The organism is Kluyvera georgiana ATCC 51603 (assembly GCF_001654985.1).
Lineage (GTDB): Bacteria > Pseudomonadota > Gammaproteobacteria > Enterobacterales > Enterobacteriaceae > Kluyvera > Kluyvera georgiana.
Genome location: NZ_LXEU01000081.1, coordinates 76,188 through 102,287 on the forward strand (window position 1 = coordinate 76,188; position 26,100 = coordinate 102,287).

23 protein-coding genes and 7 tRNA genes are annotated in these 26,100 nt (G+C 54.7%); 22 read left to right on the plus strand and 8 right to left on the minus strand.

Annotated elements, in window-relative coordinates; genetic code table 11:
* Positions 1 to 19 precede the first annotated feature (19 nt).
* The 21 genes from mngB (at position 20) to pnuC (ending at position 15,713) form a co-directional block, all read left to right on the plus strand.
* Positions 20 to 2,653, plus strand: coding sequence for a mannosylglycerate hydrolase (mngB, locus tag M989_RS20410; RefSeq protein ID WP_064548342.1), 2,634 nt, complete (start codon positions 20 to 22; stop codon positions 2,651 to 2,653).
* 839 nt (positions 2,654 to 3,492) lie between these two features.
* Positions 3,493 to 5,055 carry a cytochrome ubiquinol oxidase subunit I gene (gene cydA, locus M989_RS20415; protein WP_064548344.1) on the plus strand — a complete coding sequence of 521 codons (1,563 nt, stop codon included), beginning with the start codon at positions 3,493 to 3,495 and terminating at the stop codon, positions 5,053 to 5,055.
* A gap of 15 nt (positions 5,056 to 5,070) precedes the next feature.
* A complete protein-coding gene (cydB, locus tag M989_RS20420) occupies positions 5,071 to 6,210 on the plus strand; it encodes a cytochrome d ubiquinol oxidase subunit II (RefSeq protein ID WP_064548346.1) in 1,140 nt (379 codons plus the stop codon).
* 14 nt (positions 6,211 to 6,224) lie between these two features.
* Positions 6,225 to 6,338, plus strand: coding sequence for a cytochrome bd-I oxidase subunit CydX (gene cydX, locus M989_RS20425; protein WP_062775086.1), 114 nt, complete (start codon positions 6,225 to 6,227; stop codon positions 6,336 to 6,338).
* Complete coding sequence (gene ybgE / locus M989_RS20430) at positions 6,338 to 6,634, plus strand: cyd operon protein YbgE (RefSeq protein ID WP_064548348.1); 297 nt, start codon at positions 6,338 to 6,340, stop codon at positions 6,632 to 6,634. The genes cydX and ybgE overlap by 1 nt, the downstream gene beginning before the upstream one ends.
* 146 nt (positions 6,635 to 6,780) lie before the next feature.
* Complete coding sequence (ybgC, locus tag M989_RS20435) at positions 6,781 to 7,185, plus strand: tol-pal system-associated acyl-CoA thioesterase (protein ID WP_035892730.1); 405 nt, start codon at positions 6,781 to 6,783, stop codon at positions 7,183 to 7,185.
* Positions 7,182 to 7,883, plus strand: coding sequence for a Tol-Pal system protein TolQ (tolQ, locus tag M989_RS20440; protein ID WP_074398837.1), 702 nt, complete (start codon positions 7,182 to 7,184; stop codon positions 7,881 to 7,883). The genes ybgC and tolQ overlap by 4 nt, the downstream gene beginning before the upstream one ends.
* 3 nt (positions 7,884 to 7,886) lie before the next feature.
* A complete protein-coding gene (tolR, locus tag M989_RS20445; RefSeq protein WP_064548352.1) occupies positions 7,887 to 8,315 on the plus strand; it encodes a colicin uptake protein TolR in 429 nt (142 codons plus the stop codon).
* 94 nt (positions 8,316 to 8,409) lie between these two features.
* Complete coding sequence (gene tolA, locus M989_RS20450) at positions 8,410 to 9,669, plus strand: cell envelope integrity protein TolA (RefSeq protein ID WP_064548354.1); 1,260 nt, start codon at positions 8,410 to 8,412, stop codon at positions 9,667 to 9,669.
* Between the two features lie 132 nt (positions 9,670 to 9,801).
* On the plus strand, positions 9,802 to 11,094 hold the full coding sequence (gene tolB / locus M989_RS20455) for a Tol-Pal system beta propeller repeat protein TolB (RefSeq protein WP_064548356.1): 1,293 nt from the start codon (positions 9,802 to 9,804) through the stop codon (positions 11,092 to 11,094).
* 34 nt (positions 11,095 to 11,128) lie between these two features.
* Positions 11,129 to 11,650: a peptidoglycan-associated lipoprotein Pal gene (gene pal, locus M989_RS20460; RefSeq protein ID WP_064548357.1), complete on the plus strand. Its 522-nt coding sequence runs from the start codon at positions 11,129 to 11,131 to the stop codon at positions 11,648 to 11,650.
* Between the two features lie 9 nt (positions 11,651 to 11,659).
* A complete protein-coding gene (cpoB, locus tag M989_RS20465; RefSeq protein WP_064548359.1) occupies positions 11,660 to 12,457 on the plus strand; it encodes a cell division protein CpoB in 798 nt (265 codons plus the stop codon).
* Between the two features lie 165 nt (positions 12,458 to 12,622).
* Positions 12,623 to 12,698 (plus strand) — tRNA-Lys (locus M989_RS20470).
* Between the two features lie 127 nt (positions 12,699 to 12,825).
* Positions 12,826 to 12,901: transfer RNA gene (locus tag M989_RS20480), tRNA-Val, on the plus strand.
* Between the two features lie 2 nt (positions 12,902 to 12,903).
* Positions 12,904 to 12,979 (plus strand) — tRNA-Lys (locus M989_RS20485).
* Between the two features lie 153 nt (positions 12,980 to 13,132).
* Positions 13,133 to 13,208: transfer RNA gene (locus M989_RS20495), tRNA-Val, on the plus strand.
* A gap of 3 nt (positions 13,209 to 13,211) precedes the next feature.
* A tRNA-Lys gene (locus M989_RS20500) sits at positions 13,212 to 13,287 on the plus strand.
* Positions 13,288 to 13,431: 144 nt separating this feature from the next.
* Positions 13,432 to 13,507: transfer RNA gene (locus tag M989_RS20510), tRNA-Lys, on the plus strand.
* A gap of 134 nt (positions 13,508 to 13,641) precedes the next feature.
* Positions 13,642 to 13,717: transfer RNA gene (locus M989_RS20520), tRNA-Lys, on the plus strand.
* A 208-nt stretch (positions 13,718 to 13,925) separates the two neighbouring features.
* Positions 13,926 to 14,969 (plus strand): quinolinate synthase NadA, encoded by a 1,044-nt coding sequence (gene nadA, locus M989_RS20525; protein ID WP_064548361.1) that lies wholly within the window; start codon positions 13,926 to 13,928, stop codon positions 14,967 to 14,969.
* A 24-nt stretch (positions 14,970 to 14,993) separates the two neighbouring features.
* Positions 14,994 to 15,713 carry a nicotinamide riboside transporter PnuC gene (pnuC, locus tag M989_RS20530; RefSeq protein WP_064548363.1) on the plus strand — a complete coding sequence of 240 codons (720 nt, stop codon included), beginning with the start codon at positions 14,994 to 14,996 and terminating at the stop codon, positions 15,711 to 15,713.
* Here pnuC and zitB read toward each other — a convergent pair.
* Positions 15,710 to 16,654: a CDF family zinc transporter ZitB gene (zitB, locus tag M989_RS20535; RefSeq protein ID WP_064548365.1), complete on the minus strand. Its 945-nt coding sequence runs from the start codon at positions 16,652 to 16,654 to the stop codon at positions 15,710 to 15,712. The two genes, pnuC and zitB, sit on opposite strands and share 4 nt — an antisense overlap.
* A 334-nt stretch (positions 16,655 to 16,988) precedes the next feature.
* Here zitB and aroG point away from each other — a divergent pair, with 334 nt between their 5' ends.
* The gene (aroG, locus tag M989_RS20540) at positions 16,989 to 18,041 is read left to right on the plus strand and encodes a 3-deoxy-7-phosphoheptulonate synthase AroG (RefSeq protein WP_064548366.1); all 1,053 of its coding nucleotides are present in this window, start codon (positions 16,989 to 16,991) and stop codon (positions 18,039 to 18,041) included.
* A 109-nt stretch (positions 18,042 to 18,150) separates the two neighbouring features.
* Here aroG and gpmA read toward each other — a convergent pair whose 3' ends face one another.
* The 7 genes from gpmA to modE all read right to left on the minus strand — a co-directional run bounded on the left by gpmA (position 18,151) and on the right by modE (position 25,986).
* Positions 18,151 to 18,903 (minus strand): 2,3-diphosphoglycerate-dependent phosphoglycerate mutase, encoded by a 753-nt coding sequence (gene gpmA / locus M989_RS20545; RefSeq protein WP_064548367.1) that lies wholly within the window; start codon positions 18,901 to 18,903, stop codon positions 18,151 to 18,153.
* Positions 18,904 to 19,164: 261 nt separating this feature from the next.
* Entirely contained in the window at positions 19,165 to 20,208 is a 1,044-nt protein-coding gene (gene galM, locus M989_RS20550) for a galactose-1-epimerase (protein ID WP_064548369.1), read from the minus strand.
* The gene (gene galK, locus M989_RS20555) at positions 20,202 to 21,350 is read right to left on the minus strand and encodes a galactokinase (RefSeq protein WP_064548370.1); all 1,149 of its coding nucleotides are present in this window, start codon (positions 21,348 to 21,350) and stop codon (positions 20,202 to 20,204) included. Before galK ends, galM begins: the two co-directional genes overlap by 7 nt.
* Positions 21,351 to 21,352: 2 nt before the next feature.
* Positions 21,353 to 22,399 carry a galactose-1-phosphate uridylyltransferase gene (gene galT, locus M989_RS20560; RefSeq protein ID WP_064548372.1) on the minus strand — a complete coding sequence of 349 codons (1,047 nt, stop codon included), beginning with the start codon at positions 22,397 to 22,399 and terminating at the stop codon, positions 21,353 to 21,355.
* Between the two features lie 10 nt (positions 22,400 to 22,409).
* The gene (galE, locus tag M989_RS20565) at positions 22,410 to 23,426 is read right to left on the minus strand and encodes a UDP-glucose 4-epimerase GalE (RefSeq protein WP_064548374.1); all 1,017 of its coding nucleotides are present in this window, start codon (positions 23,424 to 23,426) and stop codon (positions 22,410 to 22,412) included.
* Positions 23,427 to 23,657: 231 nt separating this feature from the next.
* Entirely contained in the window at positions 23,658 to 25,130 is a 1,473-nt protein-coding gene (gene modF, locus M989_RS20570) for a molybdate ABC transporter ATP-binding protein ModF (RefSeq protein WP_064548376.1), read from the minus strand.
* Between the two features lie 67 nt (positions 25,131 to 25,197).
* Entirely contained in the window at positions 25,198 to 25,986 is a 789-nt protein-coding gene (gene modE, locus M989_RS20575) for a molybdenum-dependent transcriptional regulator (RefSeq protein WP_064548377.1), read from the minus strand.
* Positions 25,987 to 26,100 lie beyond the last annotated feature (114 nt).

The following is a 26,100-nucleotide window of genomic DNA, read 5'->3' on the forward strand; positions in this document are numbered from 1 at the left end:
GATTAAACAGGAAACGACGATGAAAGCAGTATCTCGCGTTCACATAACGCCGCATATGCACTGGGATCGAGAGTGGTATTTCACGACGGAAGAGTCGCGTATTTTACTGGTCAACAATATGGAAGAGATCCTCACGCGTCTTGAGCAGGATGCCGACTATAAGTACTACGTGTTGGATGGGCAAACGGCGGTACTGGAGGACTATTTTGCCGTTAAACCGGAAAATCGGCAGCGCGTTAAGTCGCTTGTCCAGGCCGGAAAACTGATTATTGGACCATGGTATACGCAAACGGATACCACTATCGTTTCGGGTGAGTCCATTGTTCGTAATCTGATGTATGGCATCCGCGACTGCATGGCATTTGGCGAACCGATGAAGATTGGTTACCTTCCCGACTCGTTTGGTATGTCCGGGCAGCTACCGCACATTTATAAAGGCTTCGGGATCACCCGCGCGATGTTCTGGCGTGGTTGTTCAGAGCGCCACGGTACCGATAAGACCGAGTTTTTATGGCAAAGCCAGGACGGTAGTGAAGTTGCCGCTCAGGTGCTGCCGTTGGGCTATGCGATTGGTAAGTACTTACCGGAGGATGAAGCCGGGCTGCGTAAACGCCTCGACAAATACTTTGAGGTGCTGGAAAAAGCCTCGGTGACCAAAGAGATCCTGCTGCCGAACGGCCATGACCAGATGCCGCTACAGCAAAACATCTTTGCGGTGATGGATAAACTGCGGGAGATCTACCCACAGCGGCAGTTTGTAATGAGCCGCTTCGAAGAGGTGTTTGCGCAAATTGAGGCTCATCGTGATGAACTGGCGACGCTCCACGGCGAATTCATCGACGGCAAATACATGCGCGTACACCGCACCATTGGTTCCACACGCATGGATATCAAAATCGCCCATGCGCGCATTGAGAATAAAATCATCAACCTGCTGGAACCGCTGGCGACGCTTGCCTGGAGTCTCGGCTTTGAATATCACCATGGCCTGCTGGAGAAAATGTGGAAAGAGATCTTAAAGAACCACGCTCACGACAGTATTGGCTGCTGCTGTAGCGACAAGGTTCATCGTGAAATTGTCTCGCGCTTTATCCTCGCTGAAGACATGGCCGATAACCTGATTCGTTTCTACCTGCGCAAGATAACGGACAATATGGCGCACAGCGAGGACGACAAGCTGGTCATGTTTAACCTGATGCCGTGGCCGCGCGAAGAGGTAATCAATACGACAATCCGCTTGCGTGCCAGTCAGTTCCGTCTGGTCGACAACAAAGGCAATGAAATTCCTTATTTCATTCGTCAGGCGCGGGAACTCGATCCAGGCCTTATCGACCGGCAGATTGTACATTACGGTAACTATGAACCCTTTATGGAATACGATATTCAGCTCAATCAGATCGTTCCCTCCATGGGGTACCGCACGCTGTATATCAAACCGAACCAGCCTGGACGTCAGGCGTTACCGGCAGCGGCAACGGAGTCACTGCTGGAAAATGCCTTCTGGCAGATTGATCTGAATCGTGACGGGACGTTACGGCTTTGCGACAAAGATTCCGGCATTGTCTACGACCGCGTCTTAGAGATAGAAGAGGGCTCTGATGATGGTGATGAATATGACTACTCTCCTTCGCGGGAAGAGTGGCTGCTCACTTCAGCCGAGTCCGCTTGCCAGCACGAAGTTATCCACGAGGCCTGGCAAAGTCGTGCGTTGATTCGTTACCGTATGGCGGTACCTGCCAATTTGGGCGAGCGTGCCGCCCGCCAGCGTAACGGTGAGCTGGGAGTTGAGATCGAAATCACGCTCAACCATGGATGTCGACGGATTGATGTGGACGTTCGTCTGGACAATCAGGCTGACGACCATCGCGTGCGCGTGCTTATCCCGACGTCGTTTACCAGTTCAGAAGTCCTGGCGGATACGCAGTTTGGCTCCATCAAACGCCCGGTTCGTGATGAGGCGATGGACAAGTGGCAGGAAGAGGGGTGGAAAGAGGCTCCGCTTCCCGTCTGGAACTTGCTCAACTATGCCGCGTTGCAGGAAGGACGTAACGGCATGGCCGTATTTAGCGAGGGGCTGCGCGAGTTTGAAGTCTTGGGCGATAACAAAAAAACCTTTGCGTTGACGCTATTGCGTGGGGTGGGGCTGCTGGGTAAAGAGGATCTACTGCTACGTCCTGGCAGGCCTTCGGGGATTAAAATGGCGGTGCCCGACTCGCAGGTGCGCGGTTCATTACAGGGGCGCTTCAGTCTGTTTAGTTACAGCGGAACGCCGCTCAATGTCGGATTGGCGCAGCAGGCACGCGCCTGGCTGACGCCGATGCTGTGCTATAACAAAATTCCGTGGGATGCGATGAAGTTGAACAAGGCCGCATTCACCGTGCCTGACAGCTACAGTTTGTTAAGCATGTCTCCGGTGGGATGTCAGCTTAGCGCCTTAAAAAAGGCAGAAGATCGCGATGAGATTATCCTGCGGCTCTTCAACCCCTCGGATAGCGCATGCTGTGAAGCGGCAGTTTCTTATAGCCGTCGTGTTATCCAGTGCTATGAAACAGGGCTGGATGAGGTCCCTTATTTTAAGCAGGAAAATGCACAGGGGATAGCGACGATGTTCCGTCCGGGACAGTCCAGAACCTTTAGTCTTAAACTCGCTTGATACAAGCAATAAGCGCCGTCTGGCGCTTATTGCAACCTCACGCTAAGCCCCGCTTGTAGCAAATGCCCGCTGGTAAAGCACTCGATGCACCCTACACCTATTCTTTCCGCGTTAGCGAGAAAGAGGAGACCGGATTGAGATTGGTAAGTTAGAGTGACTATTCCAATATTTATTATTTTTAACAATCATTTAAAGTGCGTATGAATTAATAGATTGAATTTATGCGTAGCCGGGAGGGCAGGGAGGGGGAAAGTAGGATTCACCAGGAAATACCGAAATACGTGCTAGCGAAAAATTACTGTGAACCGACTAACATTATCATGGTTTGGCAGCATTTTTTTATCGAGGCCGATGAAGTTAAATATTATTACCTATAATTCTCATATAAATCTTTTGGCTAACTACAGAGCTCATTAATTAAACATTAATTTAACATTCAATCTACATGGTTTAACTGTGGAAACATATATTCAACATTGAGCGTAAATATTGACTTATATCAATGCTCAGAGCTTGGAAATATTGGCAAAAAAGCGTTTAATTGCTCGGCATCAAACTGGATGAAAAGTACCCCTTCCGCTATATATTGATCAACGCCGTAAAACGTAAAGACAGTTCAGCAAAAACCTGTTTATTGTAGGGTTATTACGGCGTAATATATTCGAGGGATCAATTTGGGTTTTTTATTAACGTATTTGTAACCTTTGCTGATGATGATTTCCTCTCAGGATGAAATCGCAACCTGGCGGGTAACAAATCAATTTGTATTGGGGCATGTGTTTGAATCCCGGGTAACGGGTTCAATCTCGGAGTCTTCATGCGATGAGCAAGGAGTCATGATGTTAGATATAGTCGAACTGTCGCGCTTACAGTTTGCCTTGACCGCGATGTACCACTTCCTGTTTGTACCGCTGACGCTGGGTATGGCGTTCCTGCTGGCAATCATGGAAACGGTCTACGTCCTTTCCGGCAAACAGATTTATAAAGATATGACCAAGTTCTGGGGCAAGTTGTTTGGTATCAACTTTGCGCTGGGTGTGGCTACCGGTCTGACCATGGAGTTCCAGTTCGGGACCAACTGGTCTTATTATTCCCACTACGTGGGCGATATCTTCGGTGCGCCGCTGGCCATCGAAGGTCTGATGGCCTTCTTCCTCGAATCTACCTTTGTAGGTCTGTTCTTCTTCGGTTGGGATCGTCTGGGTAAAGTTCAGCACATGGCCGTTACCTGGCTGGTGGCGCTTGGCTCCAACCTCTCCGCGCTGTGGATTCTGGTGGCGAACGGTTGGATGCAGAACCCGATTGCTTCGGACTTCAACTTCGAAACCATGCGCATGGAAATGGTCAGCTTCTCCGAGCTGGTCCTGAACCCGGTCGCACAGGTGAAATTCGTGCACACCGTGGCCTCTGGCTACGTTTGTGGCGCGATGTTCGTTCTGGGCATCAGCTCCTACTACATGCTGCGCGGCCGCGACTTCGCCTTTGCGAAGCGCTCTTTTGCTATCGCGGCAAGCTTCGGTATGGCGGCTATTCTCTCCGTTATCGTGCTGGGTGATGAATCCGGTTATGAGATGGGCGACGTACAGAAAACCAAACTGGCTGCTATCGAAGCCGAGTGGGAAACGCAGCCGGCACCGGCCGCCTTTACCCTGTTTGGTATTCCTGACCAGGATGCGCAGGAAAACCATTTCGCGATTCAAATTCCTTACGCGCTGGGCATCATCGCCACTCGCTCGGTGGACAAGCAGGTTACCGGTCTGAAAGATCTGCTGGTGCAGCACGAAGAGCGTATCCGTAACGGCATGAAGGCGTACTCATTGCTCGAGCAGCTGCGCGCAGGCGCAACCGATCCGGCGGTACGCGAACAGTTTAACGACGTGAAAAAAGACCTGGGCTACGGCCTGCTGCTGAAACGCTATACGCCGAACGTGGCCGACGCGACGGAAGAGCAGATCCAGAAAGCGACCAAAGACTCCATCCCACGCGTTGCACCGCTGTACTTCGCCTTCCGTATCATGGTGGCGTGCGGCATTCTGATGCTGGCTATTATTGCCGTGTCCTTCTGGACGGTTATTCGTAACCAGATTGGCCAGAAGAAATGGCTGCTGCGCACCGCGCTGTATGCGATTCCACTGCCGTGGATTGCTATCGAGTCCGGCTGGTTTGTGGCGGAATATGGCCGTCAGCCGTGGGCGATTGGTGAGGTGCTGCCAACGGCGGTGGCTAACTCCAGCCTGACCGCGGGCGACCTGATCTTCTCTATGGTGCTGATTTGCGGTCTGTACACGCTGTTCCTGATGGCCGAGCTGTACCTGATGTTCAAATTTGCTCGCCGTGGACCAAGCAGCCTGAAGACCGGTCGTTATCACTATGAGCAGCCTACCGCTCAGCCGGCACGCTAAGACAGGAGTCGTCAAATGATCGATTATGAAGTATTGCGTTTTATCTGGTGGCTACTGATCGGCATTCTGCTGATTGGCTTCGCCGTCGCCGACGGCTTCGACATGGGGGTGGGCATGCTCACCCGTTTCCTCGGTCGTAACGACACCGAGCGTCGAATCATGATTAACTCCATCGCTCCGCACTGGGACGGTAACCAGGTGTGGCTGATCACCGCCGGCGGCGCGCTGTTTGCTGCGTGGCCGATGGTGTATGCCGCGGCCTTCTCCGGCTTCTATGTGGCGATGATTCTCGTGCTGGCGGCGTTGTTCTTCCGTCCGGTCGGCTTCGACTACCGCTCGAAGATTGAAGACAGCCGCTGGCGCAACATGTGGGACTGGGGCATCTTCATCGGTAGCTTCGTACCACCGCTGGTAATTGGCGTGGCGTTCGGTAACCTGCTGCAGGGCGTACCGTTCCATATGGATGAATATATGCGCCTGTACTACACCGGTAACTTCTTCCAACTGCTGAACCCGTTTGGTCTGCTGGCCGGTATCGTCAGCGTGGCGATGATCCTGACGCAGGGGGCAACCTATCTGCAGATGCGTACCGTTGGCGAACTGCACCTGCGTACCCGTAATGTCTCGATGATTGCGGCGCTGGTCACGCTGGTGTGCTTCGCACTGGCGGGCGTCTGGGTTTACTACGGCATTGATGGTTATGTGGTGAAATCGGTTCTGGATCATACCGGCCCGTCTAACCCGCTGACCAAAGAAGTGGCGCGTGAAGCGGGTGCATGGATGGTGAACTTCAACAACATGCCGGCGCTGTGGGCCATTCCTGCTCTGGGCGTAGTGCTGCCGCTGCTGACGATTGTTAGCACCAAAGCGGACAAAGGGGCATGGGCGTTCCTGTTCTCCTCGCTGACGCTGGCGTGCATCATTCTGACCGCCGGTATTGCCATGTTCCCGTTCATTATGCCTTCCAGCACAATGATGAACGCGAGCCTGACCATGTGGGATGCGACCTCCAGCCAGTTGACGCTGAACCTGATGACCTATGTTGCGATTGTCTTCGTACCGATTATTCTGGCCTACACCACCTGGTGTTACTGGAAAATGTTCGGTCGCATTACCAAAGAAGACATCGAACGTAACACCCACTCTCTGTACTAAGTAAGGAGCTGAATATGTGGTATTTCGCATGGATTTTGGGAACGCTTCTTGCCTGTGCATTCGGCGTGATCACCGCGCTGGCGTTAGAGCACGTCGAAGCGACCAACGCGGGTGAAGAAAAGCACTGATGAAAAATGTTATCGCAATGTTGTACGCGATAATGGACAAGCGCCCCCTGCGGGCGCTTTCCCTTGTTATGGCCCTGCTGCTGGCAGGCTGCATTTTCTGGGATCCGTCGCGCTTTGCGGCGAAGACCAGCGAGCTGGAAATCTGGCATGGGTTTCTGCTGATGTGGTCCGTGTGCGCGGGCGTGATTCACGGGGTGGGCTTCCGCCTGCGGTCGATTCACTGGCAGGGGAGTTTTTGTCCGCTTATCGCCGATCTGGTGTTATTTGCGGGGCTGATTTTCTTCTTTTACCGCTGAAAATTTTCATCCGAAGACTATGGGCTTGCACGAGCCCATAAAAATTTACTCTCCGTTTACTTCTCCCCATTCCAAACCATCATTCCCGCGCGTATAGTAGCGAAGTTCAAAAACCCAAAAAATTTTTTGCATTACTGGGACGTAAAGTGAATACAACGCTGTTTCGATGGCCGGTTCGTGTCTACTATGAAGATACCGACGCCGGTGGTGTGGTTTATCACGCCAGCTATGTCGCTTTCTATGAAAGAGCACGCACTGAGATGCTGCGTCACCATCACTTCAGTCAGCAGGTGCTGTTGGCTGAACGCGTGGCCTTTGTCGTGCGTAAAATGACGCTGGAGTATTTTGCGGCTGCCCGACTCGACGATATGCTCGAAGTCCAGACAGAAATTACATCAATGCGTGGTACCTCAATGGTGTTTACGCAGCGAATAGTCAACGCTGAGAATAAGGTTCTGAACGAAGCGGAAGTCCTGATTGTCTGTGTTGATCCACTCATCATGAAGCCTCGTGCGCTTCCCAAGTCTATTGTCGCGGAGTTTAAGCAGTGACTGACATGAACATCCTTGATTTGTTCCTGAAGGCTAGCCTTCTGGTTAAACTTATCATGTTGATTTTGATTGGTTTTTCAATCGCCTCCTGGGCCATCATTATCCAGAGAACGCGCATCCTTAACGCGGCAAGCCGCGAGGCAGAAGCGTTTGAAGATAAGTTCTGGTCCGGCATCGAGCTGTCTCGCCTGTATCAGGAGAGCCAGGGGCGTCGTGAAAATCTGGCGGGATCCGAGCAGATCTTCTACAGCGGTTTTAAAGAGTTTGCCCGCTTGCATCGCGCGAACAGTCATGCGCCGGAAGCGATTGTGGAAGGGGCATCGCGTGCGATGCGTATTTCCATGAACCGCGAGCTGGAAACGCTGGAAACGCACATTCCGTTCCTTGGCACCGTCGGCTCCATCAGCCCGTATATCGGTCTGTTCGGTACCGTTTGGGGGATCATGCACGCCTTTATCGCGCTGGGCGCGGTAAAACAGGCCACGCTGCAGATGGTTGCTCCAGGTATCGCCGAAGCGCTGATCGCCACCGCAATCGGTCTGTTCGCCGCTATTCCGGCGGTTATGGCGTACAACCGCCTGAACCAGCGCGTGAACAAACTGGAACTGAACTACGACAACTTTATGGAAGAGTTCACCGCGATTCTGCACCGTCAGGCTTTTACCGCCAGTACCGCCAGCGAGAGCAACAAGGGGTAAGCCATGGCCAGAGCACGTGGACGCGGGCGTCGCGAACTGAAGTCCGAAATTAACATCGTTCCGCTGCTGGATGTGTTGTTGGTGCTGCTGCTGATCTTTATGGCGACAGCGCCGATCATTACGCAGAGCGTGGAAGTGGATCTTCCTGATGCCACCGAATCACAGGCTGTCAGCAGTAATGATGAACCCCCGGTCATTGTTGAAGTGTCCGGCGTGGGGCAATACAGCGTGAACGTTGGCCCGGAGAAGATGCCGCAGCTGCCGCCTGAACAGGTGGTCGCGGAAGCGCAGCGTCGTTTGCAGGCGAATCCGAAGACGGTCTTCTTAATTGGGGGCGCGAAAGACGTGCCTTACGATGAAATAATTAAAGCGCTTAACCTGTTACACAGCGCCGGGGTGAAATCGGTTGGGTTGATGACTCAACCCATTTAACCGCCGACATGCCGCACCAGCGCAGGGTGTGGGTCGGCAATGACCCACATCGTGTGTTGTAGAGTAACGGGGGAACAGTTTTTGGGAACCGAGAGTGTCAAAGGCAACCGAACAAAACGACAAGCTTAAACGAGCGATAATTATTTCAGCAGTGCTGCACGTGATTTTGTTTGCAGCGCTGATCTGGAGTTCGTTCGATGAGCATTTAGACGCTGCGGCTGGCGGTGGCGGCGGTTCGTCCATCGACGCAGTCATGGTCGATCCGGGTGCGGTTATCGACAACTATAATCGTCAACAGCAGCAGCAGGCCAGTTCGAAACGCGCGCAAGAGCAGCGTGAAAAGCAGGCTCAGCAGCAGGCTGAAGAGTTACGTGAAAAACAGGCTGCGGAACAGGAACGCTTAAAAGCGCTGGAGAAAGAGCGTTTACAGGCCCAGGAAGCGGCGAAGCAAGCCCAGCAACAGCAAAAACAGGCGGAAGAAGCGGCAGCCAAAGCCGCCGCTGATGCCAAAGCGAAAGCCGACGCGCAGGCTAAAGCGGCCGCGGAAGCGGCAGTGAAAGCCGCTGCGGATGCGAAAGCAAAAGCCGATGCGCAGGCGAAAGCGGCTGCGGAAGCGGCGAAGAAAGCCGCCGCTGACGCGCAGAAGAAAGCCGAGGCCGAGGCCGCCAAAGCGGCTGCGGATGCGAAGAAAGTTGCCGAAGCTGCTGCTGCGAAAGCCGCTGCCGATGCGGAGAAGAAAGCCGCTGCGGAAGCTGCGAAGAAGGCTGCCGCGGAAAAAGCCGCCGCTGAGAAGGCCGCTGCTGCTGAAAAAGCAGCCGCAGAGAAAGCTGCCGCCGCTGCGGAAAAAGCGGCTGCCGATAAGGCTGCTGCGGCGGCTAAAGCGGCAGCAGACAAGAAAGCTGCTGCGGAAAAAGCCGCCGCTGCCAAAAAGGCCGCCGCGGAAAAAGCAGCCGCTGCTTCTGGCGTTGACGATCTGTTAGGCGACTTAAGCTCCGGTAAGAATGCGCCGAAAGGCAGCACCAGCGGTAGCGCCGGTGGCTCTTCTCCTGCTAAAGGTAACAAAGCTGGGCAGGGTGGGGCATCGCAGGCTGAAATTGCGTCCTATATTGCGCAGGTTCAGGCGGCGATTAAAGGTCACCTGTACGACTGGGATACCTATAAAGGGAAGACCTGTACGCTGCGCGTGAACCTGGCAGAAGATGGTACGGTGCTGAGCGTGAAGCAGGAAGGTGGTGATGCGGCGTTCTGTCAGCAGATGCTCGCGGCAACCAACCGGATGACCAAGTTCCCGAAACCGCCGTCACAAGCGGTCTGGCAGACCTTTAAGAATGCGCCGCTGGACTTCAAGCCATAAAGATTATTTTTCGCGGCAGTACGCGAAAAATAAAGGCGGGATCGTCGCAGGGTTTTGGTAGTTTTGTGTATTTTAGTTTGTTAACATTCTGCTAAATTATCGTGGGCTTTCCGCCTGGATAAGGGAGAAATGATGAAGCAGGCATTACGAGTAGCGTTTGGTTTTCTGATGCTGTGGGCAGCGGTGCTGCACGCAGAAGTACGTATCGAGATCACCCAAGGGGTGGACTCGGCGCGTCCGATTGGCGTCGTTCCGTTCCAGTGGGCCGGGCCAGGTGCCGCACCTGAAGATATCGGCGGCATTGTTGGCGCCGACCTGCGTAACAGCGGGAAATTCAACCCATTAGACCGCTCTCGTCTGCCGCAGCAGCCGGGCAGCGCTCAGGAAGTTCAGCCGGCCGCATGGTCTGCGCTGGGCATTGATGCCGTGGTTGTCGGCCAGGTTAGCCCGAACGCCGACGGTAGCTATAACGTTTCCTACCAGCTGGTCGATACCGGCGGTGCGCCAGGTACCGTTCTGGCTCAGAACACCTATAAGGTGAACAAGCAGTGGCTGCGTTACGCGGGCCATACTGCCAGTGACGAAGTGTTCGAGAAACTGACCAGCATTAAAGGCGCGTTCCGTACCCGTATCGCCTACGTGGTGCAGACCAACGGCGGCCAGTTCCCGTATGAACTGCGCGTTTCCGACTACGATGGCTACAACCAGTTTGTGGTACACCGTTCTCCGCAGCCGCTGATGTCGCCGGCATGGTCTCCGGACGGCTCTAAACTGGCCTATGTGACCTTCGAAAGCGGTCGTTCAGCGCTGGTCGTACAGACCCTGGCAAACGGCGCGGTGCGTCAGATTGCGTCGTTCCCGCAGCACAACGGTGCGCCGGCATTCTCGCCGGACGGTTCTAAACTGGCGTTCGCCCTGTCGAAAACCGGTAGCCTGAACCTGTACGTGATGGACCTTGGCTCCGGCCAGATTCGTCAGGTGACCAACGGTCGCAGCAACAACACTGAACCAACCTGGTTCCCGGACAGCCAGAACCTGGCCTTTACCTCTGACCAGGCCGGTCGTCCGCAGGTGTATAAAGTGAATGTTAACGGCGGTGCTCCGCAGCGTATTACCTGGGAAGGTTCGCAGAACCAGGATGCTGACGTCAGCAGCGACGGCAAGTTTATGGTAATGGTTAGCTCGGCCAACGGTCAGCAGCACATTGCTAAGCAAGATCTGGAAGCGGGTGGTGTACAGGTTCTGTCATCAACGTTTTTAGACGAAACGCCAAGTCTGGCACCTAACGGCACTATGGTAATCTACAGCTCTTCTCAGGGGATGGGATCCGTGCTGAATTTGGTTTCTACAGATGGGCGTTTCAAAGCGCGTCTTCCGGCAACTGATGGACAGGTTAAATTCCCTGCCTGGTCGCCGTATCTGTGATAATAATTAATTGATTAGTAAAGGAATCATTGAAATGCAACTGAACAAAGTGCTGAAAGGGCTGTTGATTGCTCTGCCTGTAATGGCAATCGCGGCATGTTCTTCCAACAAGAACGCCAGCAACGACGGCAGCGAAGGCATGCTGAACGGTGCCGGCACTGGTATGGATGCGAACGGTAGCGGCAATATGTCTTCTGAAGAGCAAGCGCGTCTTCAGATGCAGCAGCTGCAGCAGAACAACATCGTTTACTTCGATCTCGACAAGTACGATATCCGTTCTGACTTCGCTGCAATGCTGGATGCGCACGCTAACTTCCTGCGTAGCAACCCGTCTTACAAAGTCACCGTAGAAGGTCACGCGGACGAACGTGGTACTCCGGAGTACAACATCTCCCTGGGCGAACGTCGTGCTAACGCTGTTAAAATGTACCTGCAGGGTAAAGGCGTTTCTGCTGACCAGATCTCCATCGTTTCTTACGGTAAAGAAAAACCTGCAGTACTGGGTCACGACGAAGCGGCTTACTCCAAAAACCGTCGTGCCGTACTGGTTTACTAAGAGAATTGCATGAGCAGTAACTTCAGACATCATTTAATGAGTCTGTCGTTACTGGTTGGCATAGCGGCCCCCTGGGCCGCTTTTGCTCAGGCGCCAATCAGTAGTGTCGGCTCAGGCTCGGTCGAAGACCGCGTCACTCAACTCGAGCGTATTTCCAATGCTCACAGTCAACTTTTGACCCAACTCCAGCAACAACTCTCCGATAACCAGTCTGATATTGATGCCCTCCGTGGACAGATCCAGGAAAGTCAGTACCAACTGAATCAGGTGATGGATCGTCAAAAGCAGATCATGCTGCAAATTGATAGCCTGAACGGCGGTAGCGGTGCGACACCGGCACAGCCCGCTTCGGGTGACCAAAGCAATGCGGCAGCGGCGACGTCAGCGCCAGCGGGCGGAAATACCGCTTCGTCCGGCGTTCCGGCGCAGACGGGCGATGCAAATACCGATTACAACGTGGCGATCGCGCTGGTGAAGGACAGTTCTCGCCAGGATGACGCGATTGTGGCGTTTCAGAATTTCATCAAAAAATACCCTGATTCAACCTATCAGCCCAATGCCAACTACTGGCTGGGTCAGCTGAATTACAACAAGGGTAAAAAAGATGATGCGGCGTACTATTTTGCGTCGGTGGTGAAAAACTATCCGAAGTCGCCTAAGGCGGCGGACGCGATGTTTAAGGTCGGGGTGATCATGCAGGACAAAGGCGATACCGCAAAAGCGAAAGCGGTCTATCAGCAGGTTGTCAGCAAATACCCAGGTACCGACGGTGCGAAGCAGGCGCAAAAACGTCTTAGCGGGCTGTGATGCGTGAAGTAAGACCAGAAATCGTGTTATTTCTGGTCTTGCCGCATGAAACATAAGCAGTTAAGTGATCTTTGTCGAAATTTTTGTTGCGCAGAATTCTGAATTCAGTAATATATGCCGCCGTTGCCAAGGGATATCAAACATCCTGAAAGTGGCGAAAAAAGTGGGTCGTTAGCTCAGTTGGTAGAGCAGTTGACTTTTAATCAATTGGTCGCAGGTTCGAATCCTGCACGACCCACCAATCGCTAAGGTGGAACGCGATTGTAAAACGTGAAGGATAACGTTGCGTAAGCAACGGCCCGTAGGGCGAGGCGAAGCCGAGTCATCCTGCACGACCCACCACTTAAAGTAGTATCCAGCGTAGTATCGGGTGATTAGCTCAGCTGGGAGAGCACCTCCCTTACAAGGAGGGGGTCGGCGGTTCGATCCCGTCATCACCCACCACCGGGTCGTTAGCTCAGTTGGTAGAGCAGTTGACTTTTAATCAATTGGTCGCAGGTTCGAATCCTGCACGACCCACCAATTTAACATCGAACTCCGATGTTAAGCGTGAAGGATAACGTTGCTTCAGCAACGGCCCGAAGGGCGAGCGAAGCGAGTAATCCTGCACGACCCACCATCTTTTTTAGGTGGGTTCGGCGGCAGTAGTATCAGTTTTGTATCCAGCGCAGTTTCGGGTGATTAGCTCAGCTGGGAGAGCACCTCCCTTACAAGGAGGGGGTCGGCGGTTCGATCCCGTCATCACCCACCACTCGGGTCGTTAGCTCAGTTGGTAGAGCAGTTGACTTTTAATCAATTGGTCGCAGGTTCGAATCCTGCACGACCCACCAATTTAACATCAAACTCAGATGTTAAGCGTGAAGGATAACGTTGCTTCAGCAACGGCCCGAAGGGCGAGGCGAAGCCGAGTCATCCTGCACGACCCACCATCTAAAGATGGTTCCGAGTAAAAATCTTTCAGGCGGCACCCGTATGGGTCGTTAGCTCAGTTGGTAGAGCAGTTGACTTTTAATCAATTGGTCGCAGGTTCGAATCCTGCACGACCCACCAATATACAAGGTGGTAACTGGTAGAGAACGTGAAGGATAACGTTGCTTTAGCAACGGCCCGAAGGGCGAGGCGAAGCCGAGTCATCCTGCACGACCCACCATCCTGAATGATTGAAGCAGTAACCCTTATCCAAGGGGTCGTTAGCTCAGTTGGTAGAGCAGTTGACTTTTAATCAATTGGTCGCAGGTTCGAATCCTGCACGACCCACCAGTGTAGAAAGGCGCCCTAAAGGCGCCTTTTTGCTTTCTGGAATGAATCTCCTCCCCAGCTTTCTCATTCTCAGCACCATCAAAAATTCATCACGACATTTCTCCCACAATCGGCTATCTTGTTTAGCATATAAAACATATTTCCGTGGTAATGGTGAATCCACACCTTAAACCGCGTATTTCGTTAAGCCAGTAAAACGAGAAGCATGATGAGCGTGATGTTCGATCCTGAAGCAGCGATTTACCCGTTCCCGCCGAAACCAACGCCGTTGAACGACGATGAAAAGCAATTTTATCGCGAGAAAATCAAGCGGTTGCTCAAAGAGCGCAATGCCGTCATGGTGGCGCACTATTACACCGACCCGGAAATTCAACAGCTGGCAGAAGAAACCGGCGGCTGTATTTCGGATTCACTGGAGATGGCGCGCTTTGGTGCGAAGCATCCGGCTTCTACGCTGCTGGTGGCCGGTGTGCGCTTTATGGGCGAGACGGCCAAAATCCTCAGCCCGGAAAAAACCATTCTGATGCCGACGCTCAATGCGGAATGCTCGCTGGATCTCGGTTGCCCAATTGAAGAGTTCAATGCCTTCTGCGATGCGCATCCTGATCGCACCGTCGTGGTCTATGCCAATACCTCCGCGGCGGTAAAAGCACGTGCCGACTGGGTGGTCACCTCCAGCATCGCCGTTGAATTGATTGAACACCTTGATAGCCTGGGCGAAAAAATTATCTGGGCGCCGGATCGTCACCTGGGCCGCTATGTACAAAAGCAAACAGGTGCCGATGTGCTGTGTTGGCAGGGCGCCTGTATCGTCCATGATGAGTTCAAAACGCAGGCGCTGGGCCGCATGAAAGCGCTCTATCCGCAGGCGGCGGTGCTGGTCCACCCGGAGTCGCCGCAGGCGATTGTTGATATGGCCGATGCCGTAGGTTCAACCAGTCAGCTGATTAACGCGGCGAAAAATCTGCCGCATCAGCAGCTCATCGTGGCGACCGATCGCGGCATCTTTTACAAAATGCAGCAGGCGGTACCGGATAAAGAGCTGTTTGAAGCGCCAACCGCTGGGGAAGGCGCTACCTGCCGTACGTGCGCCCACTGCCCGTGGATGGCAATGAACGGCCTGAAAGCCATTGCGGAGAGCCTCGAAAACGGCGGTGCGGCGCATGAAATTCACGTTGATGAATCGCTGCGTAAAGGCGCGCTTATTCCGTTGAACCGCATGTTGGATTTTGCGGCTACACTACGAGGATAACTTGTCTAACACGCTGGAGTTGAAATGGATTTTTTTAGCACGCAAAACATTCTGGTGCATATCCCGCTTGGGGCGGGCGGTTACGATCTGTCGTGGATTGAGGCCGTAGGCACCATTGCCGGTCTGCTTTGTATCTGGCTGGCCAGCCTTGAGAAGATCGTTAACTACCTGTTTGGTCTGATTAACGTCACGCTGTTTGCGATTATCTTTTTCCAGATCCAGCTGTACGCCAGCCTGTTGCTGCAGCTTTTCTTCTTCGCCGCCAACCTCTACGGCTGGTATGCCTGGTCGCGGCAAACCAGCCAGAATGAAGCCGAGCTGCAAATTCGCTGGCTGCCGCTGCCTAAAGCGCTGGCCTGGCTGGCGGCCTGCGTGGTTGCAATTGCGCTGATGACCCTTTACATCGACCCGGTGTTTGCCGTGCTGACACAGGTTGCTGTTAACGTCATGCAGGGGCTTGGCATGAATGTCGTGATGCCGACGCTGCAGCCCGATGCGTTTCCATTCTGGGATTCGTCGATGATGGTGCTGTCGATCGCCGCCATGGTGCTGATGACCCGTAAATACGTCGAAAACTGGCTGCTGTGGGTGATCATTAACGTCATCAGCGTGGCTATTTTTACGCTACAGGGTGTGTACGCCATGGCGTTGGAGTACCTGATCCTGACGTTTATCGCCCTCAACGGTAGCCGGATGTGGATGAATAGCGCGCGTGAGCGCGGCTCTCGCGCGCTATCTCATTAGTGGTGGTGATGATGACCGTGTCCGGTATGCGCCTCACTAAGGTGGCATTCCGGGCCGCTACAGGGCTGATACTCCATCTGCACCGTCGCGTGCTCAATCTGGTAGTGCTCCTCAAGGAAGTGATGGATACGGTCGAGCAGCGCGTCGTGGTCGTGCGGTGGGACCACCTGCACGTGCAGGGTCATCAGCGGTTTCTCGCCTACCAGCCAGACGTGGACGTGGTGCACGTCGCGCACTTCCGGCAGTGAGCGACGCATATTGCGCTTCAATGCCGCCACATCGATAGACTGCGGCGCTCCTTCCAGCAGTTCGTTAACGCTCTCTTTCAGCAGCGACCATGCGCTGCGCAGCACCAGGCAGGACACCAGCACTGAGAGAATCGGGTCGATAGGCGTCCAGCCGGTGGTCATGATAACCAATGCGGCAATTATCGCCCCAACCGAGCCGAGGAGATCGCCCATGACGTGCAGCGCGGCGGCACGCACGTTGAGATTTTTTTCTTCGCTACCGCGATGCAGGATCCAGAACGCCAGCACATTTGCCAACAGCCCGGCGACGGCAATCACCATCATGGTCACGCCAGCCACCGGCTGCGGATGATTGAAACGCTGCACCGCTTCCCAGACGATCAGAATAATAATAAACAGCAGCGCGATGGCGTTCACGAAGGCGGCGAGGGTAGTGAGACGCAGCCAACCGAAGGTGTGGCGCGTGCTCGGTGGCCGACGAGCAAAGTTTACCGCCAGCAGGGCAAACAGCAGCGCGGCGGAGTCGGTCAGCATGTGTCCTGCATCGGCTAATAGCGCCAGCGACCCGGAAACCAGCCCGCCAATCGCTTCCACGACCATGAATCCGGCGGTAACGCCGAACGCCAGCAGTAAACGACGGGCATTACTATCATCCTGGGGAGCGTGAGAATGTGAATCCTGCCTGTGCGCCATGACGCTATTCCTTTCGTATGTTGAATGTGACTATCTGACATCATTGCAGATCTTTGCTTTTTGCGCACAGAAATAGATGACGTCGAACGATGGATTAAAATAGTAGATTCACCGCCTGGCGAATATGAAATATATTGTTTTTGGTCTTGTTGTTGGTGTTATATCTTGACTTTTTGCGGTTTCCTGTCGTTTATTTACTATTAAATTCTATTTTGTAGGGTTTTTTTAGTCATTATCCGGCTAAAGTGTAAAAGCCAGTTTACACTTTTTGAGTTGCGATATAGATTGAAGGGATTGCACTCAATTGTATAAGTATGGCAACACTGGAACAGTCATGAATTATCAGAACGACGATTTACGCATTAAAGAGATCAACGAGTTATTACCGCCAGTTGCACTCCTTGAGAAATTCCCCGCTACCGAAAACGCCGCGAACACCGTGTCTCATGCGCGTAAAGCGATCCATCAGATCCTAAAAGGAGAAGACGATCGCCTGTTGGTGGTAATCGGCCCATGCTCTATTCACGATCCGGTCGCCGCGAAAGAGTATGCCCAGCGCCTGCTGAAAATTCGTGAAGAGCTGAACGGCGAGCTGGAAATCGTCATGCGCGTCTATTTTGAAAAGCCGCGCACTACCGTGGGCTGGAAAGGGCTGATCAACGATCCGCATATGGATAACAGCTTCCAGATTAACGATGGTCTGCGTATTGCGCGTAAGCTGCTGCTGGACATCAACGATACCGGCCTACCGGCCGCGGGCGAGTTCCTGGATATGATCACCCCGCAGTATCTGGCTGACCTGATGAGCTGGGGCGCCATCGGCGCGCGTACCACGGAATCTCAGGTGCATCGCGAGCTGGCTTCCGGCCTTTCTTGTCCGGTTGGTTTTAAAAATGGCACCGATGGCACCATTAAAGTGGCCATTGATGCGATTAATGCCGCTGGTGCGCCGCACTGCTTCCTGTCGGTGACCAAGTGGGGCCATTCCGCCATCGTGAACACCAGCGGGAACGGAGATTGCCATATCATCCTGCGCGGCGGTAAAGAGCCAAACTACAGCGCTTCCCACGTGGCGGCGGTGAAGGACGGTCTGGCGAAAGCGGGTCTGCCGGCGCAGATCATGATCGACTTCAGCCATGCCAACTCCTCTAAGCAGTACAAAAAACAGATGGAAGTGGGGGCGGACGTCTGCCAGCAGATTGCCAACGGCGAGAAAGCTATTATGGGCGTGATGATCGAAAGTCATCTGGTGGAAGGTAACCAGAATCCGGACAGCGGCGAGCCGTTGGTGTATGGCAAGAGCATCACCGACGCCTGCATTAACTGGGAAGATACCGATACGATTCTCCGCCAGTTGGCGAACGCGGTGAAAGCGCGTCGCGGGTAAGAAAACGCATCCGGGCAACGATCGGTTGGCCGGATAAGGCAACGCCGTCATTCGGCAATAAAAAAGCGTGGAGCCTTCCACGCTTTTTTCGTTTAACCCGGGAGGAAAATTACTTCGCTTTACCCTGGTTCGCTACCGCTGCGGCTTTCGCGGCGATTTCGTCCGCGTTGCCCAGATAGTAGTGTTTGATCGGCTTGAAGTTCTCGTCGAACTCATATACCAGCGGCACGCCGGTAGGGATGTTCAGCTCAAGGATTTCATCTTCGCCCATGTTGTCCAGGTATTTCACCAGCGCGCGCAGGGAGTTACCGTGAGCGGCGATGATCACGCGCTCACCGCTTTTCAGGCGCGGCAGAATGGTTTCGTTCCAGTAAGGCACCACGCGCTCGATGGTCAGTGCCAGACTCTCGGTGGTCGGCAGCTCTTTATCGGTCAGTTTCGTGTAGCGCGGGTCGTGGCCCGGGTAGCGCTCGTCGTCTTTGGTCAGCTCCGGCGGGGTCACCGCGAAGCCGCGACGCCACTGTTTAACCTGCTCGTCACCGTATTTCTCAGCGGTTTCAGCTTTGTTCAGACCCTGCAGCGCACCGTAGTGGCGCTCGTTCAGTTTCCAGGACTTTTCAACCGGCAGCCAGGCCTGATCCAGTTCATCCAGTACGTTCCACAGCGTGTGGATGGCACGTTTCAGCACAGAGGTATAAGCAAAGTCAAAGCTGAAGCCTTCTTCTTTTAGCAGCTTGCCCGCTGCTTTTGCTTCGCTGACGCCTTTCTCGGACAGATCAACATCGTACCAACCGGTAAAACGGTTTTCGTTGTTCCACTGACTTTCACCGTGACGAACCAGTACCAGCTTAGTTACAGCCATACTCTCACTCCTCAAGCTTTATTGAATGATAACAATTCTCATTATATTGCCGTGATAGCCTCAGCGGCAACGCTTATGCATAACCATAGCGAAAATAGTGCTCCAGTGTAAGGTGCATGTGAACTCAGCGTTATTATTTTGTCTTGGTGTGATGCTATTTTCAGCGATGTGCCTAAAAGATCGGCGCGGTGAAGGGGCGGGGGATGTCTGGCATCACGCGATGCGCCCGGGCTACATAGGTTTGTCGCCCGGGCTAGCAGGTCATGACAATGCGATAAACTGATATTCCGTCAGGCTGACGTACTCTTCACCCGGCTGCAGCACGCAGTCCGGCTGCGGCCACTCTGGATGGTTAGGCGTATCGGGTAGGAATTCGCTCTCCAGCGCCAGACCCTGCCACGTATCGTACGGCTGTGAGGTACGGGAAAGCGTGCCTTTCAGGAAGTTGCCCGAGTAGAACTGAATCGCTGGCGCCGAGGTATAAACAGCCATCTGTAGCTTTTTATCCTGCGACCAGACGTTAGCGACCACCTGAGTGGCGTCTCCTTTGGCTTGCAGCAGGAAGGCGTGGTCGTAGCCGTTAACCTTCCGCTGATCGTCGTCACTGAGGAAATCCTGGGCCACGGCTTTCGGCTGACGGAAATCGAAGCTGGTATTGGCTACCGCTTTCAGCCCATCATGAGGGATCCCGTTCTCATCGACCGGCAGATAGTCATCAGCCAGTAGCTGTAGCGTGTGGTTGCGTACGTCGGTCTGCTCACCATCGAGGTTAAAGTAGACATGGTTAGTGAGATTCACCGGACAGGCTTTATCGACGGTGGCGCGATACTCGATGGAAATCCGGTTATCATCGGTCAGGCGATAGATAGCCTTGGCCTGTAGCTCGCCCGGATAGCCCTGGTCGCCGTCGGGTGAGGTCAGCGTAAATACCGCTTCGCTCTCGTTCTGTGACGCGATAGACCAGCGGCGCTTGTCGAAACCTTCCGGGCCGCCGTGCAGCTGATGTTCGCCCTGGCTTGGCGCGACCTCAACCGTTTTGCCGTCAAGCGTAAAGCGGCTGTTGGCGATGCGGTTGGCATAGCGACCGATAGAAGCGCCGAGGAAAGCCGCCTGCTCGGTATACTGTTCCGGCGAGGCGCAGCCCAGTAGGGCTTCACGTACGCTGCCATCTTTCAGCGGAATCCGCGCCGACAGTAACGTGGCGCCCCAGTCCATTAAGCTCACGACAACACCATTTGCGTTACGTAGCGTCACCAGACGATACGGCTGGCCATCTGCCGCCAGCGCGGGAGTTTCTCTTAACACTGGCCAGCTCCTTGTGACGGTTTGCACACGTAGAAGGTCTCTTTGATGCCGGTTTTCGCTTCATACTGCTCGGCAACCGCCTGTTTCACCGCCGGGACCAGTGCTTCAGGAATCAGCGCCACGATGCAGCCGCCAAAACCGCCGCCGGTCATGCGTACGCCGCCCTGGTCACCGATGGTCGCTTTAACGATCTCGACCAGCGTATCAATCTGCGGAACGGTGATTTCGAAGTCGTCGCGCATTGACGCGTGAGATTCTGCCATCAGTTGACCCATGCGCAGCAGATCGCCTTTTTCCAGCGCGCTGGCGGCTTCTACGGTACGAGCGTTTTCGGTCAGCACGTGACGGACACGTTTGGCAACGATAGGGTCCAGTTCGTGGGCGACGGCGTTGAACTCGTCAACGGTAACGTCACGCAGCGCCGGGCGCTGGAAGAAGCGCGCGCCGGTTTCGCACTGCTCGCGGCGGGTGTTGTACTCGCTGCCGACCAGGGTACGTTTGAAGTTACTGTTGATAATCACCACCGCCACGCCTTCCGGCATGGAGACCGCTTTGGTGCCCAGCGTGCGGCAGTCGATCAGCAGCGCGTGGTCTTTCTTACCGAGCGCGGAGATCAGCTGGTCCATAATGCCGCAGTTGCAGCCCACAAACTGGTTTTCCGCTTCCTGGCCGTTCAGCGCAATCTGCGCGCCGTCGAGCGGCAGATGATACAGCTGCTGGAACACGGTGCCGACCGCCACTTCCAGCGAAGCGGATGAGCTTAAACCCGCGCCCTGCGGCACGTTGCCGCTGATCACCAGATCTGCACCGCCAAAGGCGTTGTTACGCTTCTGCAGATGCTTCACTACGCCGCGAACGTAGTTCGACCACTGTTGGGTATCGTGGCTGACGATGGGCGCGTCGAGGGAAAACTCATCGCTCTGGTTGTCGTAGTCGGCGGCGATCACGCGCACCAGACGATCGTTGCGCGGTGAGCAGCTGATGACGGTTTGATAGTCGATGGCGCACGGCAGCACGAAGCCGTCGTTATAGTCGGTATGCTCGCCAATCAGGTTAACGCGGCCCGGTGCCTGGATCACGTGGCTGGCAGGGTAGCCGAATTTTTCAGCAAACAGGGTTTGGGTGTTCTCTTTCAGACTCATTATTATTCTCCGGACTCGCGAAAGTGGATGTCGCTGACCGCGCGCAGGCGCTCAGCCGCTTGTTCTGCCGTCAGGTCACGCTGGGTCTCTGCCAGCATTTCATAACCGACCATAAATTTACGCACCGTGGCCGAGCGCAGCAGCGGCGGATAGAAGTGCGCGTGCAGCTGCCAGTGGGCGTTATCTTCCCCGTTGAACGGCGCGCCGTGCCAGCCCATTGAGTAGGGGAAGGAGCACTGGAACAGGTTGTCGTAGCGGCTGGTGAGTTTTTTTAGCGCCAGCGCCAGATCTTCACTCTGCGCGTCGGTTAAGTCGGTGATGCGCAGCACGTGTGCCTTTGGCAGCAGCAGCGTTTCAAACGGCCAGGCTGCCCAATACGGGACCACCGCAAGCCAGTGTTCGGTTTCGATGACCGTACGGCTGCCATCGGCCAGCTCGCGGTTAACATAGTCAACCAACATCGGCGATTTCTGTTCGGCGTAGTACTCGCGCATCAGGCGGTCTTCACGTTCAATTTCGTTCGGCAGGAAGCTGTTCGCCCAGACCTGGCCGTGCGGATGCGGGTTGGAGCACCCCATCGCCGCACCTTTGTTCTCAAACACCTGGACCCACGGATACTGTTGGCCCAGTTCTGCGGTCTGTTCCTGCCAGGTTTTCACTACTGATTGCAGCGCGTCGAGGCTCAGCTCCGGCAGCGTTTTGCTGTGGTCCGGCGAGAAGCAGATAACGCGGCTGGTGCCGCGCGCGCTCTGGCAGCGCATCAGCGGATCGTCGCTTTCCGGCGCGTCCGGCGTGTCGGTCATCAGCGCCGCGAAATCGTTGGTAAATACATAGGTGCTGGTGTAATCGGGGTTTTTATCGCCCGTCACCCGGGTATTACCCGGGCATAAAAAGCAGTCCGGATCGTGTGCGGGCAGCGTCTGTTTTGACGGTGTCTCTTGCGCCCCTTGCCACGGGCGCTTTGCACGATGCGGTGAAACAAGGATCCACTGACCGGTTAACGGATTAAAGCGGCGGTGCGGATGGTCGACGGGGTTAAATTGCGTCATTGCAAAATCCTTAATCGGGATAGCCCTGAGGATGACGGGACTGCCAGTTCCAGGTGTCCTGCGCCATTTCATCAAGATTACGGGTTACGTGCCAGTTCAACTCTTTATCGGCTTTACTTGCGTCAGCCCAGTAAGCCGGGAGATCGCCATCACGACGCGGAGCAAAGTGGTAGTTAATCGGTTTACCGCAGGCTTTGCTGAACGCGTTAACCACGTCAAGCACGCTGCTGCCTACGCCCGCACCGAGGTTATAAATATGCACGCCGGCTTTGTTGGCCAGTTTTTCCATGGCGGCAACGTGGCCGTCGGCGAGGTCCATCACGTGGATATAGTCGCGCACGCCGGTGCCGTCTGGGGTGGGGTAGTCGTTACCGAAAATGGCCAGCGATTCGCGACGGCCTACAGCCACCTGTGCGATATACGGCATCAGGTTGTTCGGAATACCCTGCGGGTCTTCACCCATATCGCCAGACTGATGTGCGCCAACCGGGTTGAAGTAGCGCAGCAGCGCAATGCTCCAGTCCGGCTGCGCTTTTTGCAGGTCGGTGAGGATCTGTTCAACCATCAGTTTGCTTTTGCCATACGGGCTTTGTGGCGTACCGGTTGGGAAACTTTCCACGTAAGGGATTTTCGGCTGATCGCCGTAGACGGTGGCCGAGGAGCTGAAGATGAAGTTCTTGACGTCCGCCGCGCGCATGGCGGCAATCAGACGCAGAGTACCGTTGACGTTGTTGTCGTAATACTCCAGCGGTTTCTGCACCGACTCGCCCACGGCTTTCAGCCCGGCAAAGTGGATCACCGCTTCAATGGCGTGATCGTGCAGGATCTCGGTCATCAGCGCTTCGTTACGAATATCACCTTCGACGAACTCTGCTTGTTTACCGCCCAGGCGAGCGATAACCGGTAGGACACTACGCTTGCTGTTGCACAGATTGTCGAGGATGACGACGTCGTGGCCCTGTTGCAGTAGCTGTACGCATGTGTGGCTTCCTATGTAACCGCTACCACCTGTAACCAATACTTTCATTTTTAGCTCCATTAAGCTTATGGTATGGAATAACCTTAGCATAACAGAATGGCCAAAAGTGTGACATGGGCTAAATTAGTGGAATCGTTTACACTAAAGCGCATGAAGCAAAAAAATCAGTAAAAATGATTTTAAATCAAATAACTGGGCAGTGAATGTGAAACAATTCTGAAAAAAGACCTGAAAATTCGGTGACGTTTTTCGGGCGACATCATCGCCCGGGAAGAAGTATTACAACAGTGGGCCAACCTCATAACGATAGCCGTCACCGTCGGCGACGAATTCCAGACGATGCGTAATACACTCCGGCGCATCTTCCGCGTGGTGTGATACAAACAGCAGCTGCGTTTTGCCCTCGCTAATCAGCACGTCGATAAACCGACGCACCACCAGACGGTTGAGCGGATCCAGCCCTTGTAGCGGTTCGTCGAGGATCAGCAGCGTAGGGTGTTTCACCAGCGCGCGAACGATCAGCGCCAGCCGCTGTTGTCCCCAGGAGAGGCTATGGAACGGCGCGTCGGCGGTACGCGCATCCATCCCGAGAATCGCCAGCCATTCGTCAACCAGCTTGCGCTGCTTATCGGAAACCGCCTGATAGATACCGATTGAGTCAAAGTAACCGGAGAGAATCACGTTGCGTACCGTGGTGCTGACGCGGTAGTCCAGATGCAGACTGCTGCTGACGTAGCCGATATGCTTTTTGATATCCCAGATGGTTTCACCGCTGCCGCGGCGGCGGCCAAAGAGCGTGAGATCGTTGCTGTAACCCTGCGGATGATCGCCAGTGACCAGACTCAGCAGCGTCGATTTTCCAGCCCCGTTAGGGCCGACGACCTGCCAGTGCTCGCCGGGGGCGACCGTCCAGCTCAGGTGATTGATGATGGGACGATCGTTATAGGACACGACGCCGTCGCGCAGCACGATACGCGGCTGGTCGTCGGGTAATGCGAGGCGGGCGGAAGGGGCGTCGGGCTCCGGGAGCGTCATACCTGAAAGCTTCTCGCTGTGCGCCAGTTGGGCGATCAACGTTTGTTCGAGCAGCGCTTTTTTCTCGCCGATTTCCGTCAGCGTACAGTCGGCCAGCACGCCGGCAAACGGCACAAAATCCGGGATATCGTCGAAGCGGTTGAGGACCAGCACCAGCGTATAACCTGCGTCGTGCAGCGTGGCCAGGTGATCTGCCAGCTGGCGGCGGGAGTTAACGTCGAGACCATCGAACGGTTCATCGAGAATCAACAGGTCAGGCTGCGCCATCAGCGCCTGGCAGAGCAGGGTTTTGCGGGTTTCGCCGGTCGACAGATATTTGAAACGGCGCTCAAGCAGGTGGCTGATGCCAAACTGCGCGGCCAGCTGTGCGCACAGCGCGGGGTTTTTGATTTCATCCTGAATAATCTGCGCGGCGGTACGCCCGGTATCGTCTTCATCCGGGCTGAGCATGTCGGTATTGTTGCGCTGCCATTCATCGCTCACCAGCTTTTGTAACTGCTCAAAGGAGAGACGAGTGATGCGGGTAAACTGGCTTTCGCGGCTGCCGGAAAGCAGCGGCAGTTCACCCGCCAACGCGCGTGCCAGCGCCGATTTGCCGCTGCCGTTACTGCCGACAAAGGCCCAGCTTTCTCCGGCGCGCAGCGCCAGTTGCTCAATTTTTAACGTTTTTGTATCGCTAAGACGAAACGTGCCTTGCGAAATTTGCAATGATGACATGATGTATCCCGTTTTTTGCAGCAATATGCATCAGGGATACGTCTTCCTCAGCGCAATGTCAATGCTATCAGCATAACGTGGCAATAATGATGCGATCGGCGTTAAAGAATGCTGTGACGTCAGCGCCTTCCTCCAGCGTTTGCGCCTCATTCAGAGGCAAGGTGGCGCACAGGCTTTGCCCGTCCGGCAGCGTCATCAGCACTTCGCACTGCTCCGTACCGCGCTCGATATGGCTGATGCGACAAGCCAGCTGGTTATCGGCTGCGGCGGCCACCGCCGGGTCGCGAGTGACGTTGACCCACGGCGCTTTCAGCAGCACCAGCACCTCTTTACCTTCATCCAGCCCCAGGCGCTCGCCGCTTTGTGCGGTAATCGCGACTTTCAGACGGGTGGTGCCGTCGGCGAGCAGAATATCAACGTGCTGCTGGACCTGCTGGTGGTCGCGGCCAGTGACCGTGCCGAACCACTGGTTACGGGCGCTGGTTTGCAGCGAGAAGCGGGAGATCGCGGCCAGCAGGCTATCCAGGGGGAGCGCATCGTCATCACTCAGTACGTCGAAGGCTTTCTGCTGAATCTGCGCCAGCAGATCGTAAAGCTGAATCAGGCGCTGGCCGTAGCGGGTGAGTACCGCACCGCCGCCGCCCTTGCCGCCCGTTGCACGGTCAACTAATGACTGCTCGCTAAGCTGGTTCATTTCATTAATCGCATCCCAGGCGCTCTTATAGCTGATGCCCGCATTTTTGGCTCCCTGGCTGATGGAGCCAGTCTGTGCTATTTGTTTGAGGAGCGAGATGCGGCGCGGATCGGCGAACAGTCGCTGCTGGAGCTTGAGGGTAAGAAGGATTTCAGCCTGCATAAGAGTATCCTGGCAAGTAAAAGGGCATTTTGACCCAAATGTCTGCAAGCGCAAAGCACACCGCACAAAAGGGAGTGTATTTCTGCGATATCCGGTTACAATAGCAACATCACA